The sequence below is a fragment of the Alterinioella sp. B-7 genome (assembly GCF_056857775.1).
The window spans coordinates 1-12,939 of record NZ_JBSXNT010000035.1 but is presented as its reverse complement, the minus strand read 5'-3'; the positions used below and the strand labels follow the sequence as shown (position 1 = coordinate 12,939).

The window sequence follows — 12,939 nt, the reverse complement described above, 5'->3', positions numbered from 1 at the left end:
CCGGGTCGGCTTACCAGGTCGGACGCTCGAACTCGGTCACGTTTTCGGGCGTCACCATCGGGGTTTCGATGCCCTGAAGCTCCGGCACTTCGATGCCGTTGGCCACGCGGATCGCGGTCTGGATGGCGAGGATCGCGTCATCGATGGGCGATTGCTTGTTCGACCCCTGGTGCCAGCCTTCCTGCATCGCGTCCCAGCCCTCGCCGAACTGGTTGGCGGTCACGAGGGCCACATCGCCGGGTTCCATACCTGCGCCCTGCAACGCGCTGATCACGCCGAGCCCCATGCCATCGTCGAAGGCATAGACCCCGTCGATCTGGTCGCCGTATTGGGTCAGGAAGGTTTCCATGACGGTCTGCGCGCGTTCCCTGTTCCATTCCGCCGTCTGGCTGTCAAGCACGCTGATACCCGGATAGGCATCTGCAATCCGGTCGAGGAAGCAGTTGCCGCGCAGGATCGACACGGTGTAGCCCGGCGTGCCTTCCACCACCACGATATTGCCTTCGCCATCCAGCGCATCGGCCAGCATGTCGGCGGCCTGTTGCGCCTGCAAGCAGTCATCGGGGCCGGTATGGCCGACTATGTAGCGCCGCCCCGCCTCGCCGATGGGCGAATTGGACGTCACAACCGGAATGCCCGCGCGCGAGGCCGAGCGGATCGCCGGAATCAGTGCGTTCTGCGAGGTGGGCCAGACAATGATCGCATCGGGGTTTTGGGAAATCATGTCCTGGATCTGGTCGAACTGCACCGCCGGGTCGCCCTGCGGGTCCATCACGGTGGCCTGGATGCCAAGCTCCTCCGCGTATTCCTCGGCGGCCTGCGCATACATCGCCTGGTAGGCGTTGGAGCCGGGGTAGAGGACGGTAATCCCGATCCGGGTTTCCGACAGCGGCTGCTGCAACTCTCCCCCCAGCCAGTCGGGCGCGTCCTGCGCCAGGGCCATGCCGGCGGTCATCGCGGCGGCCGCCGCAAGGCCGAGGCCCGTTGTCATCATATTGGTCATGTCATTCCTCCCATTCGCGCCGCGCGCTTTCGGTTGTCCTGATAGCATCGGGGCGTGGCGCGGCCAGCGCCCCTTTTGGCCTCCTTGATCATGAGCGCCGGACGAATCCATTCAACGCGAGACATGTCCAAATCTGATTTTCTTCCACACACTGTGTCCCGACCGGTTCCGCGATGGAAAATCCAGAATGGATTTATTGCCGCTGTCGGCGGCCCGAACCCGTCGCCTACCGTTCACCGCAGGGAGGAATCGTGACAATGCAGACAGAGATGAAGGCGTTTCTGCGCCGACATGGTCTTCTGGCGGGATTCGGGCTGTTCCTGCTCGGTGTCGCGCTGAGCGCCGATGCGTTCCTGACGCCGGGCAATATCTTCGACGTGCTGCGGCAGGTGTCGATCACCGGCGTGATGGCCGTGGGCGTCACCTTCGTGGTCATCACCGGGCGGCTGGACCTGTCGGTCGGGTCGCTGCTGACGCTGCTGACGGTGATCGTGGTCGATCAGCACAACGTGGCCGGCCCCGGCATGGCCATCGTGATCACGCTGGCGGCGGGCGTCGCCGTGGGCATGTTCAACGGGGTGCTGGTGGGGCTCGTCGGGCTTAATGCGCTGATCGTGACGCTGGCGATGCTGTCTTTCCTGCAGGGGCTGGTGCTGTTCTATTCCGGCGGATCGAACGTGAATGTCCAGAACGCGCAGACCACATGGTTCGGAGTGTTCGGACGCGGCGATATCCTCGGCGTGCCGGTGCCGGCGCTGATCTTCCTCATCACCGCCGCCATCGCGGCCTTCGTCCTGGGGCGCACCATCTTCGGGCGTCAGGTCTTCGCCGTGGGCGGCAACGAGACCGCCAGCCGCTTTTCCGGCATCGCCGCACCCTGGACGGTGTTCTGGGCCTATGCGTTGTCGGGGCTGACCACGGCCATTGCCGCGATCATCATGGGCAGCCGGGTGATGGGGGCGCAGAACACCATCGGGCAGGGCTATGAGTTGACCGTGCTGGCCGGCGTGATCCTCGGCGGCACCTCGCTGCTTGGCGGATCGGGCAGTATCTGGCGGACGGTGCTTGGCATCACCATGCTCGGCTTTATCCAGAACGGACTGCTTCTCCTTGGCTTTCCCTATTACGTGCAATGGCTCGTCACCTGGGCGGTCATCATCCTGGCGGTCTGGATCGACCTGGGCGCCAAACGCGGGAGGATCCTGGCATGAGCGTGACCACATCCATCAAGAGGGGTGCCGGTCACGGCCGGATTGCCCGCATCCTGATGCGCAACCATATCTGGGTGTTCCTGGCGCTGACCGTCGTGGTGTTTTCCACCGCCAGCCCCTATTTCCTGACCGTCAACAACCTGGGCAACGTGCTGACCCAGGCGGCCTTCATCGGCATCCTTGCGATCGGCATGACCCTGGTGATGATCGACGGCGAGATCGACCTGTCGGTGGGTGCGATCCTGGCGCTGGCCTCGGCGCTGGCCATCGGCTTGCAGGACCATATCGGGGTGTGGCCCGCCGTGTTCGTGGGCTTCCTGTCGGGCGCGGGCCTAGGTTTCCTCAACGGCACGCTGGTGGCGCTGTCGGGGATGCATTCCTTCATCGTCACGCTTGGCGGGCTGGTCGGCATCCGCGGGCTGGTCTTCATCTATACCGGCGAAGACGCGCTGATGGTCGGCGATTTCAGCTATACCGAATACCCTGAGATCTACCTTGGCCCGGTGTCCCTCACCGCGATGATCTTCATCGGGCTGGCGCTGTTCTTTCAGTGGGTGCTGTCCAGCACGCGGCACGGGCGCGAGACCTATGCTGTCGGCGACAATATCGAGGCGGCGCATGATGCGGGCATCAACATCAAGCGCCACAAGATCATCAACTTCACGCTTTGCGGCGCGCTGGCGGCCATCGCGGGCATCCTTTTGTCGATGCGCCTTGGCACCGCCGAGCCCAATGCCGGCAAGGTGTGGGAGCTGTGGACGATCATCGCCGTGGTGCTTGGCGGCACCCGGCTACAGGGCGGCTATGGCAGCCTGTGGATGACCATTGGCGGGGTGCTGACGCTGGCGGTGCTGCGCAACGGGCTGCGCCTGCTCAACACGCCCAATTACGTGGAATTGATGGTGATGGGCACGGTTCTTGTGCTTGCACTGCTGATCGACAAGCTGCTCAGCAGGCAGGAGGTATGACGATGAGCGACCCGATCCTGACCCTGTCCGGCATCACCAAGACCTTTCCCGGCGTCGTCGCGCTCGACCAGGTCAGCTTCGATGTCCGCCCCGGAGAGGTCCACGCGCTGGTGGGCGAAAACGGCGCCGGAAAATCCACCCTGATGAAGGTGTTGGCCGGGATTTATCACCCCGACGCGGGCGAGATCATCTATCAGGGCCAGAAGGTGCAGATCGTCAACCCGCTGGCGGCGCGGCAAAAGGGTATCCTGCTGATCCATCAGGAATTGTCGCTGTCGCCGGAACTGTCGGTGGCTGAAAACATCTATCTCGGCGCCTGGCCCACCAACGCGCTTGGGGTGCTGAACAAGCGCAAGCTGCGCCGCGACGCGCAGGCGGCGCTGGATGCCCTTGGCTGCACCTTCGGCCCCGATGAACGGGTCGGCACGCTGTCGGTCGCCTTGCAGCAGATGGTGGAAATTGCGCGTTCGCAGGCGTTCAGCGCCAATGTGGCGATCTTCGATGAACCCACGGCCTCGTTGACCGATACCGAGAAGGACCAGCTGTTCACCACCATCCGTGGGCTTCAGGCGCAAGGGGTGGGGATCGTCTACATTTCTCACAAGATGGATGAGATTTTCGAGCTGACCGACCGTATCACGGTGCTGCGCGACGGTCAGGTGCAGGGCACGGTGGAAACGCGCGACACCGACGCCACCGCCGTCACAAGGATGATGATCGGACGCACGCTGGAGGCGTATTTCCACAAGGCCGACAGCACCTTCCGCGACGAGGTGCTGCGCGTCGATGGGCTGAGCCTTGCGGGCCAGTTCGAGGATGTGAGCTTCTCCGTCCGGCAGGGTGAGGTACTGGGGTTTTATGGCCTTGTCGGCGCGGGTCGGTCGGAAGTGGTCGAAACCATCTTCGGTATCCGCAAGGCCGACCGGGGCACCCTGACATGGGAGGGCAGGGAAATCCCGCTGCCGACCCCGCGCCAGGCCATCGACCTCGGCATGGCGCTGGTGCCCGAAAACCGCAAGGAACAGGGGCTGGTCCTGATGATGGGCGGGATGGAAAACACCACCCTGCCGCACCTGTCGCGCTACGCGCGCGGCACGGTTCTGGACCGGGGCCGCGAACGCGCGACATTTGACGACTACAAGCAGGCGCTGTCGATCAAGACCACCGGGCCGGATCAGCCGGTCTCGACCCTGTCGGGCGGCAACCAGCAGAAATTCGTGCTGGCCAAGTGGCTTTGCGCCGGGCCGAAACTGATCATCCTCGATGAACCCACGCGTGGGATCGACGTGGGGTCGAAATCGGCCATCCACACGCTGATCGCCGACCTGGCCGAAAAGGGGCTCGCCGTGATCGTGATCTCGTCCGAAATGCCAGAGGTTCTGGGCGTCAGCCACCGGGTGCTGACCATGGCCGAGGGGCGCCTGGTGGGCGAGTTCGAGGGCGAGGCGATGACCGAGGAAAGCCTGATCGACGCGGTCTCGCATCACCTGGCGAGGCCGGCAGCGGAATAGGGGGATCAAGATGGGCAAGCAGGACATCGGGATCGGGCTGGTTGGGTCGGGTTTCATGGGGCGGTGTCATGCCAATGCCTTCCGCACGGTCGGCGCGCTCTTCGACCTGCCACTGGAGCCTCGGTTGAGCATTCTGGCCGACGCGACCGAGGATCTGGCAAGGCGCGGGGCCGACGCGCTCGGGTTCGCGCGCTCGACGGCAGACTGGCAGGCGCTGGTGGACGACCCCGAGGTTGGCATCGTCGCCATCACCGCGCCCAATGTCCTGCACGCGCCGATCGCACTGGCCGCCATCGCGGCGGGCAAGACCGTCTATTGCGAAAAGCCGCTGTCCACGACGGCGGATTCAGGCTTGGAAATGACCGTCGCGGCAGAGGCCGCCGGGATAACGACGTTGGTCGGGTTCAACTTCCTGCGCAACCCGATGATCCGGCTGGCGCAAGAGATCATCGCAAGCGGCGAGATCGGCGAGATCACCGGCTTTCGCGGGCGCCATGCGGAAAACTACATGGCCAGCCCCGACGTGCCCCATTCCTTCCGCACCGATCCGGCGGGGGGCGGGGCGCTGGCCGATATCGGCAGCCACATCACGTCGATGGCGCGGTTTCTGCTCGGGCCGATCACGCAGGTGCAGGCCGATTGCCGCACGATCTTCCCCACGCGGCCCAAGGCAGCGGGCAGCGAGGAACGCGCGCCGGTCGAGGTCGATGACATGACCCACGCGCTTCTGCGCTTCGAAAACGGCGCCTCGGGCAGTATCGAGGCCAACTGGGCCGCCACCGCCCGCACCATGGACCTGTCCTGGGAAATCACCGGCACCAAGGGCGCGCTGGCCTTCAGCCAGGAACGGATGAACGAATTGCGGCTGTGGTCCGGCGCGCCGGGGCGCAGCGGCTTTACCCGTATCGAATCGGGGCCCGCGCACCCGCCCTACGGGGCCTTCTGCCCGGCGCCAGGCCACCACCTCGGCTTCAACGACCTGAAAGTGATCGAGGTGGCGGAACTGATCACGGCCCATGCCGGGCAAGGCACCTGCGGGCCGGATTTCCGAGAAGCCCATGAGGTGCAGCGCACGATCGAGGCGATGCAGGAAAGCGACCGTGCCCGTGCCTGGGTGCACCTCTGAGCGAAGGAATAGCCGCTATTGCGCGACCGTGCCCTTGCGCCACACCGGGCGCAGCCGGTCGAGCGGCAAGCGGGGCTTGTGTCCCGGCTACGGTGCCGTCGGTGTGCCCAACGACGCGCGCAGGCTCAGACTTGGCAGGATCCGTTCGACCTTGCGGGGGAGGTCCGGGGTTTCGATCCGGGCAAGCAATCGGTCGGCAGCCATGGCGCCAATGCCCTCGAGGTCGATGGCGACCGAGGCAAGCGGCGGGTCGATAAGGTCAAGCGGGTGGGTCTCGTTGTAGCCCGTCAGCGACACGTCCTGCGGGCACCGCAACCCCGCCTGGCGCAGCGTCCGCAAAGCACCGAGCGCCACACGGTCGTTGACCGCCATGATGATGCTCGGCGGGTTGTTGCGCCGGTTGAGAAGCTGCGCGGTCGCGGCGGCTCCCTCCTGCGAGGTCATGCGGGGCACGAAGACCATGCGGTCCGGGGCGACGTGCAGGCCATGTGCGGCCAACCCCTCCAGCAGGCTTTCGAGTCGTTCCTTGCCACTGGACAGGTGTTGCGGCGCCGCGATGACCCCGATGTCACGATGCCCGGCGGACGCAACCGCCTGTGCAAGCGCGTGCATACCGACGCGGCAGTCGTCGACCACCGCCGCGCAGACCGGATCTTCGGACCGGCGCAGCACCGAGACAAGCGGCACCCCCAATTCGTCAGCGCGCCGCACCACCGGGTCGCGAAGCCGCGTCGTGCCCAGTATCACGCCATCGACGAGCCGTGCGCTCATCCGTTCGAACATGTCTGTTTCGGCCTCGACGTCGAACCCGGTATTGCCAACGATGGCCATGTAGCCCGCGGTGGCCAGGCGCCCCTCTATCCCGTTAAGGATGCGCGGGTAGACCGGGTCGGCGATGTCATGCACGATCACTCCGATCAGGCGGCTGGCGCGTGTCTTGAGCGCCGCCGCCGAGACGTTGGGCACATAGCCGAGTTCCGCCGCCACGGCGCGGATCCGCTCCGCCGTTTCCGCGCCGACCCGGCCATTGCGATCGTGGCTCAGAACCCGCGAGACGGTAGAGGCGTGGACCCTGGCCGCCCGTGCCACATCGACCAGGCGGGTGCGTTTCGCGCTGCCCCAGAAATCGGGGCGCCTGGGGCCGTTTGCGGGGTTCGTTTCCTCGTCTGACACGTCGTCCTCGATCAGCCCATCCCGAACCAGCGGTCGATATAGACCAGATCGGGGAATGCGGTCAGCAATGCAAGCACGAAAATCATCATCAGCGCAAACGGGACTGCACCCCAGAACACGTCCGCAAGGGATATGCGCTTGTCCTCCAGGCACCCCTTGATCACGAAACACGCCATACCTAGGGGCGGCGTGAGCAACCCGACCTCGACAGCGATGACTGTGATTATGCCGAACCAAATTGGATCGGCACCGAACCCCTGCATGACGGGCAGGAACAGCGGCACCATGATCAGGATGATCGACACCGAATCGATGATCGTTCCCAGGAACAGGATGACGAGGATGTAGACCAGCACCACCAAGAGGAAACTCTGCGTTGCCGTCGTCACCAGGTTTCCGATCTCGACCGGGACACCGGCAAGGCCGAGCGAGCGCGTATACATCGTCGCGGCGATGACCAGGAAGCAGACCGACGCCGTGAGGTGACCAGTCTCCTTGAGGACATTCCAGAACCCTGCCCAAGACAGTTTGCGCCGCACCACCGCCAGGATCAGCGCCGCGAGAGAGCCGACTGCCCCGGCCTCGGTCGGGGTGAAAATGCCGCCGTATATCCCGCCTAGAACGACCGTGATCAGGAAGACGATGGGCAGCGATTTGGCAGCGATCTCGGCAGGGCCGCGATGAACGACCGTGTCCGCAGCGCCGGGCTTGGCGAAACGTCCACTCCTGTCATAGACGAAAGACGGGGTCAGGTAGGCCATGGTAATGATCCCGAAACAATAGACTGCCGATAGTAGGATTCCGGGGCCGATGCCGGCGAAGAACATCATGCCGATGGATTGTTCGGTCAGGATCGCGAAGATGATCAGAAGGATGCTCGGCGGGATCAGCATGCCCAGGACGGAACTTCCCGCGACGGTGCCGACGGCAAAACGCGGGCTGTAGCCAAGGCGCAGCATCTCAGGGACCGCAACACGAGTGAAGATCGCCGCTGATGCGATGGAGACACCGGTCACGGCCGCGAACACGGCGTTGGAGGCGACGGTTGCCAGACCAAGCCCGCCGCGCAAACGGCCCAGAAAATGGTCGCCCACATCATAGGCGTCGCGCCCGACATCCGATGCGCTCATGATCATGCCCATGAGAACGAACAGGGGGATCACGGCGAAGGTCTGGTCGGCCACGGCATCGGAGGCGGCCAAAGTCAGAAGGCGCACGGCCAGCTCCGGATCGCTGCGTTGCAAGGTGACGGAAAGAAACGACACCAGGCTTAGCGCGATGGCCACGTGCATGCCCGAGTAGATCAGCAGAACGATGACACCGACGGACAGAAAACCGATCTCCAGACCACCCATCAGACCGCCCCTCCGCGCAAAGTCCGCAATTCGCGCAAGCGCCGGAAGGCCAGCACGAGGAATTGCAGGCAGGCGGCCACCGCGCCAAGGAACAGGATGGCTTCCAGCGGCCATGTCGGCGCGGTGAAGATCCCGACATTCCCGTTGAAATAGCCGCGCGTCCAAGCGTCCACCACGCGCGGCGCCTGGCCGATGGCGATGAGGCCGAAGACCACGCCGCCCAAGAGGTTGAATGCGGTGCGCAGGACAAGGCCAGACCGCAGAAACCCGCGGCGGTCCAGCAGGCCAAGCAGCGCGTCGGAGCGGGTCAGCCGCTTTCCCGCCACGGCATGGGCGATCGTCAGGTAAACCACTGCGACAACACCCATCTCGGTGAGCTCCAGTGTTCCGGCCAAGGGGGAGTCCATCAGCCAACGGCCGAACACGTCGATATTTACGATCACCATCAGGACCAGCACGAGCACCGCGCCAAGCGCGTTCATCAGCGAAGTGACCGGCGTCAGCAGCGGGACCGGTTCGGGGGCGTCACCGCCCCCGAGCCACTTATCTTCGGTCCGCTTCACTGGGCGTCCCAATCGCGGGCGACGGTTTGGCCAGCGGCGCGCATGGCGTCCATGTAATCGGTCAGGATCGCCTGCGCCGGAACGCCCTGCGCCTCTAGCGATGCCACCCATTCCTGCGCGATATTTGGCAGCGTCGCGGCCCATTCGTCCCGCTCGGCGGGGTCGATCACGGTCACGGTGCCACCGTTCTCGATGAAGGTGTCGCGGGCCTGCGCGCCAAGCTCTGCCGCGAATTCGCCCAGGGCGATGCCGTAGTCCTGTGCAGAAAGCGTCATCGCCTCCTGCACTTCCTCGGGCCAGCTTTCCCAGGTGTCGCGGTTGACGTTGATGACATAGCTGTTCACCCCGCCAAGTTGCGCATCGAAATAGTAGTCGCAGACCTCGTAGAAGCGCAGCGACACCACCGCCTCGCCCCAGACCAGCATCGCATCGACGACGCCGGTTTCGACCAACTGGTAGAAATTGCCGAGCGTTCCGGTAACGCCGGTGGCACCGGCCGGTTCGATCCAGCGCAGGTTGGGGCCTGCGCCCGCGACCTTCAGCCCGTCGATGTCGTCGAGGCTCGACACCGGAGTGGAGGAGCACAGGATGTAGTTATCCGGGATGCCGCTCACCGACAGGCTGACCTGGTTGAGATCCTGCCAGGTTTCGCGGAAAGCCGGGTATTCCTCGACCAACCCGTCGACGACCTCGTGAATCAGCACAAGGTCATCGGTGGTGAACGGGGTCACGTAGCCGATCTGGTAGATCGGAAGCCGGTCGGCGTGGAAGGCCGTCGGAATGACGCCAATATCGGCAAGGCCGACCTGGATCGCTTCCAGTTCACCTGCCGGGGGTGCAAGCGTCCCGGAAAATGCCTCTTGCCAGTCGATGGCGTAGGTGCCTGTTTCCGCAAGACGCGCATCGACGGCGGGCATGAACTCCTCTTGCAGAACCCTGACCGCGGCCACCGCAGGCGAAAACCCGGAAACGATCGTCACGTCGATCGTTTCCTGCGCGGCGGCGGGTGCTGCTGCCATCATCGCGGCCAAGGCCGTAGAATAGCCGAGATATGCCTTTAGAGTCGGTTTCATGGATGTCTCCTCCTTGGTTGAACTTGGGTCTTCAAATGCGGACGGCGTCGCCGTCATTGATTCGAAGGCTGTGGGTGATGTCATTGGCCTGGGCCAGGGTCGCCTCGACGAAGCAGGCCCGTTTCGAGGCGGCGATCAGTTCTTGCACCTTCTCTTCCGGCGCGTCCGAGATCAGCGAAATGTTGATGTCGAAGCCCACCGGGCGGGCCTGGTAGGGGCCGACCGCGTCGCGCAATGCCTCCCATTTCGCGTTGCATCCGACCTCCAGGTCGGCCACGTCGACCGAGAGCCGCCGGGCGAACACCCGGATCTGGGTCATGAGGCAGCCGACGAGGCCCGTAAGAAAGTATTCCAGCGGCGTCGGCGCCGTGTTCTCGCCGCCCTGGAACCGGCCTTCGTCGGTGGGCAGCATGCGCCGCACTTGGAACGGCGTCAGCGCCTCGTTCGTGACCTCGTTGCGAAGCTTTCCCACGCAGACCCCGTAGGAGCGAAACTCCACGTCGAATATCGTGTTTCTGGCCAATTCTGCACTCCTCGGGTCTTGATTGACGAGCTTGCACAAACGTTTGCGCAAGCAATATGCAAGCTAGGGCGCTGCCGGCGCTCCTGTCAAAGCGAAAGAAATCCAATATCGATAATTATGATTTGCGGCGGGCGGAAGAACGGGGCAGGGGCGGTCGGCACTTACCGGGTCATGGCCTAGTCACCCGGAACTGTAATTCGTCTCATTGATTGAACGGGGTTTCAGGAAATGATGAGATGGTGGGTCGAGTTGCGGATGCGGTGGTGCTCAGTGAAGATGAGCGCCACTTTCTTGAAGGTCAGGTACGGCGGCACAAAGCGCCATGTTCGCTGTCAGACCGTTGTCGGATGATCCTGCTCTGCGCCGATGGGTTGCCCAGTCAGGAGGTGGCCGCGCGGCTTGGCGTGCATGAGCATATAGTCGGCGAATGGCGCAGAAGGTTTGTGCGGGACCGGGATCGAAGGGCTCACTGACGAATACCGCCCCGGTCGCCCGCGTACGGTGTCGGATGAACAGGTGGCCGGGGTGATCGAGCGCACGCTGCAATCGACACCCAAGGACGCCACGCGCTGGTCGATCCGAAGCATGGCCGCCGAGACGGGCCTGTCGCACACTACGATCCGACGGATATGGAATGCCTTCGGCCTGCAGCATCACCGAAGCGAGACCTTCAAACTCTCAACCGATCCGCTGTTTGCGGACAAGATGCAGGACATCGTGGGTCTGTATTTGTCACCGCCAAACCGGGCTATCGTGTTGTGCGTAGAGGGACTATCCTGAATTTTGTGCTCTGGCGTGGTAACTGCTCTGAAAGGAGACCCACGTATAAGCATCGACAAAGACCTGTTGGACCGTTTGATGGAAGGCCGTTCGCCGGGCGATCTATTCGGCAAGGAAGGCATTCTTTCCGAACTGACGAAGGCGTTGGCGGAACGCGCGCTGACGAGCGAGATGGAGGAGCATCTTGGCGAGGAGCGCGCAGAAGAAGCGCCTGAGGGCCAGAACCGAGGCCCCAACCGGCGCAACGGCAGCAGCCGCAAGACGGTGACGACCGACATTTTGGAAACCGGTGTGCCTGTCTGACGATTGGGGTCTCTCAATCAACAGACAGAAAGGTCCGATGGCGGACACGAAAACCACCCCGTCGATACATAACGTCCGGCTTTTCGGGCTGCGGTTCATTTTCGAGACGACGTGCCAGCGGCCGGACATGAAGCAATGCCTGCACGAACCTACAGAACGGCAAAAGCTACCGGTTGTGTTCAGTGCCGAAGAGCGCTGCGCCTCCTGAACAGCGCAAACTTATCAACGCGGACTCAAAGGGGAGCAAGTCACGCTGACACGTCAAAGACATGGCTTTCTTGTGAAGTCGCGTACCAAGAAGCCTTGTCCGCCTCAGCACGTCAAACGCATTAGCCGCAAACGGGTGGTGTTGGAAATCAGAACAAACATCAGCGTGCAGCGTTGGTTTGTGCCCGACCATCGGAAGCAACCGATCTGGCGGCGTTCCTCGGTTTATCCGTTAGCCGCGTTCGATGTGAACGCGGGGGTCAGGCGAACAATTCGGGGCACTCACGGGCGCATTTGTTTGTCAGGATGATATAGACCAGATGCAGTGTCGCCAGTCCCGCCAGCAGGCAGAAGAACGAGATATAGGCGTATTGCAGGAAGGCGATGTCAACCACGATCACCGCCACCAGGGTCAGCGCGAAATGGCGCATATGTTTGTAGTGCGACAGCGCCGGCGGCAGGGTGATGAGGGTCACATAGATGGTGTTGGTCAGCCAGCGCGGCATCATGAAATCCAGCCACATGGATCTTTCATAGGCCAGCGACTGGTTGTTGATCTCGACCACGACCATGTCGCTGTTCAGCCCGTGCGGGATGTAAAGCAACAGCCCGAAGGCCAGCCCGATCAGCGCCATGAGGCGGAACAACCGCTTGCGCGGACTGTCATCCGGTTCCAGCACGTAGACGCAGAACGGCACCCAGATCGGCCACATGAACCAGGTGAAGAAGATGAACCCCATCGCCCCCCACAAGACCGTCAGGGGATCGTTTCCGTTCATGCCGACCCAGACGAAGCCCTCGGTAAACTGCTGCAAGCCAGCGAAAAGCGGCATCAGGGCAAGCGGCAGATAGCGCTTGTTGCGCCGCCAGGCCACAATCGAAATGGCGGTGCCGCCGCCGACGAGAAAAACACTGGCGGCAAAACTGACTTGCGCAGACAGACACATTTGGCTTCCCTCTGTTCCGTTCACTTCGATGGTCCCTTGTGCAAGGTTAAGTCACCGGCGACGCAACTGGAAGAAACCAATTGCGACCTGTGGTCCCGAAGTCCCGAGACCGGTTCTCGCGGAGACGTGTAATGATCCGCGACCCGCCGCGTCCTTGCATGACGGCAGCGCGGGCGTTGGCGTGATTGTGCCGCGG

The 12,939-nt window shown here is 63.3% G+C and carries 12 protein-coding genes and 1 pseudogene; 6 read left to right on the top strand and 7 right to left on the bottom strand.

Annotated features, from left to right (window positions below):
• Positions 1-10: 10 nt before the first annotated feature.
• Positions 11-1,003 (bottom strand): sugar ABC transporter substrate-binding protein, encoded by a 993-nt coding sequence (locus AC13C7_RS13370; protein ID WP_482867778.1) that lies wholly within the window; start codon positions 1,001-1,003, stop codon positions 11-13.
• Between the two features lie 257 nt (positions 1,004-1,260).
• Between AC13C7_RS13370 and AC13C7_RS13365 the strand changes: the two genes are divergently transcribed.
• The 4 genes from AC13C7_RS13365 to AC13C7_RS13350 are packed head-to-tail and all read left to right on the top strand — an operon-like array spanning position 1,261 to position 5,819.
• Entirely contained in the window at positions 1,261-2,214 is a 954-nt protein-coding gene (locus tag AC13C7_RS13365) for an ABC transporter permease (RefSeq protein ID WP_482867777.1), read from the top strand.
• Positions 2,211-3,182: an ABC transporter permease gene (locus AC13C7_RS13360; protein WP_482867776.1), complete on the top strand. Its 972-nt coding sequence runs from the start codon at positions 2,211-2,213 to the stop codon at positions 3,180-3,182. The genes AC13C7_RS13365 and AC13C7_RS13360 overlap by 4 nt, the downstream gene beginning before the upstream one ends.
• 2 nt (positions 3,183-3,184) lie before the next feature.
• Positions 3,185-4,693, top strand: a complete 1,509-nt coding sequence (locus AC13C7_RS13355) for a sugar ABC transporter ATP-binding protein (RefSeq protein WP_482867775.1) — start codon at positions 3,185-3,187, stop codon at positions 4,691-4,693.
• A gap of 10 nt (positions 4,694-4,703) precedes the next feature.
• Positions 4,704-5,819, top strand: coding sequence for a Gfo/Idh/MocA family protein (locus AC13C7_RS13350; RefSeq protein WP_482867774.1), 1,116 nt, complete (start codon positions 4,704-4,706; stop codon positions 5,817-5,819).
• An 87-nt stretch (positions 5,820-5,906) separates the two neighbouring features.
• On the opposite strand, the gene AC13C7_RS13345 is transcribed toward AC13C7_RS13350, so the two are convergent.
• The 5 genes from AC13C7_RS13345 to AC13C7_RS13325 are packed head-to-tail and all read right to left on the bottom strand — an operon-like array spanning position 5,907 to position 10,506.
• Positions 5,907-6,992: a LacI family DNA-binding transcriptional regulator gene (locus AC13C7_RS13345; RefSeq protein ID WP_482867773.1), complete on the bottom strand. Its 1,086-nt coding sequence runs from the start codon at positions 6,990-6,992 to the stop codon at positions 5,907-5,909.
• 11 nt (positions 6,993-7,003) lie between these two features.
• Positions 7,004-8,461, bottom strand: a complete 1,458-nt coding sequence (locus tag AC13C7_RS13340; protein WP_482867772.1) for a TRAP transporter large permease — start codon at positions 8,459-8,461, stop codon at positions 7,004-7,006.
• The gene (locus AC13C7_RS13335) at positions 8,347-8,910 is read right to left on the bottom strand and encodes a TRAP transporter small permease subunit (protein ID WP_482867771.1); all 564 of its coding nucleotides are present in this window, start codon (positions 8,908-8,910) and stop codon (positions 8,347-8,349) included. The genes AC13C7_RS13340 and AC13C7_RS13335 overlap by 115 nt, the downstream gene beginning before the upstream one ends.
• On the bottom strand, positions 8,907-9,983 hold the full coding sequence (locus tag AC13C7_RS13330; protein ID WP_482867770.1) for a C4-dicarboxylate TRAP transporter substrate-binding protein: 1,077 nt from the start codon (positions 9,981-9,983) through the stop codon (positions 8,907-8,909). The genes AC13C7_RS13335 and AC13C7_RS13330 overlap by 4 nt, the downstream gene beginning before the upstream one ends.
• A 31-nt stretch (positions 9,984-10,014) precedes the next feature.
• On the bottom strand, positions 10,015-10,506 hold the full coding sequence (locus tag AC13C7_RS13325) for an OsmC-related (seleno)protein (RefSeq protein ID WP_482867769.1): 492 nt from the start codon (positions 10,504-10,506) through the stop codon (positions 10,015-10,017).
• Positions 10,507-10,742: 236 nt separating this feature from the next.
• Between AC13C7_RS13325 and AC13C7_RS13320 the strand changes: the two are divergent.
• Both AC13C7_RS13320 and AC13C7_RS13315 read left to right on the top strand, forming a co-directional pair.
• A pseudogene (locus AC13C7_RS13320) lies at positions 10,743-11,274 on the top strand (IS630 family transposase); the annotation flags it as partial.
• 78 nt (positions 11,275-11,352) lie between these two features.
• Positions 11,353-11,589 carry a transposase gene (locus tag AC13C7_RS13315; protein WP_482867768.1) on the top strand — a complete coding sequence of 79 codons (237 nt, stop codon included), beginning with the start codon at positions 11,353-11,355 and terminating at the stop codon, positions 11,587-11,589.
• A gap of 467 nt (positions 11,590-12,056) precedes the next feature.
• Here AC13C7_RS13315 and AC13C7_RS13310 read toward each other — a convergent pair whose 3' ends face one another.
• The gene (locus tag AC13C7_RS13310; RefSeq protein WP_482867767.1) at positions 12,057-12,743 is read right to left on the bottom strand and encodes a DUF6629 family protein; all 687 of its coding nucleotides are present in this window, start codon (positions 12,741-12,743) and stop codon (positions 12,057-12,059) included.
• Positions 12,744-12,939 lie beyond the last annotated feature (196 nt).

Bases quoted from the DNA above. Each gene is read 5' to 3' on its own strand.
- AC13C7_RS13310 (WP_482867767.1), bottom strand. From the start codon at position 12,743: ATGTGTCTGTCTGCGCAAGTCAGTTTTGCCGCCAGTGTTTTTCTCGTC.
- AC13C7_RS13350 (WP_482867774.1), top strand. From the start codon at position 4,704: ATGGGCAAGCAGGACATCGGGATCGGGCTGGTTGGGTCGGGTTTCATG.
- AC13C7_RS13330 (WP_482867770.1), bottom strand. From the start codon at position 9,983: ATGAAACCGACTCTAAAGGCATATCTCGGCTATTCTACGGCCTTGGCC.
- AC13C7_RS13340 (WP_482867772.1), bottom strand. From the start codon at position 8,461: ATGGCCGCTGGAAGCCATCCTGTTCCTTGGCGCGGTGGCCGCCTGCCT.
- AC13C7_RS13365 (WP_482867777.1), top strand. From the start codon at position 1,261: ATGCAGACAGAGATGAAGGCGTTTCTGCGCCGACATGGTCTTCTGGCG.
- AC13C7_RS13370 (WP_482867778.1), bottom strand. From the start codon at position 1,003: ATGACCAATATGATGACAACGGGCCTCGGCCTTGCGGCGGCCGCCGCG.
- AC13C7_RS13360 (WP_482867776.1), top strand. From the start codon at position 2,211: ATGAGCGTGACCACATCCATCAAGAGGGGTGCCGGTCACGGCCGGATT.
- AC13C7_RS13355 (WP_482867775.1), top strand. From the start codon at position 3,185: ATGAGCGACCCGATCCTGACCCTGTCCGGCATCACCAAGACCTTTCCC.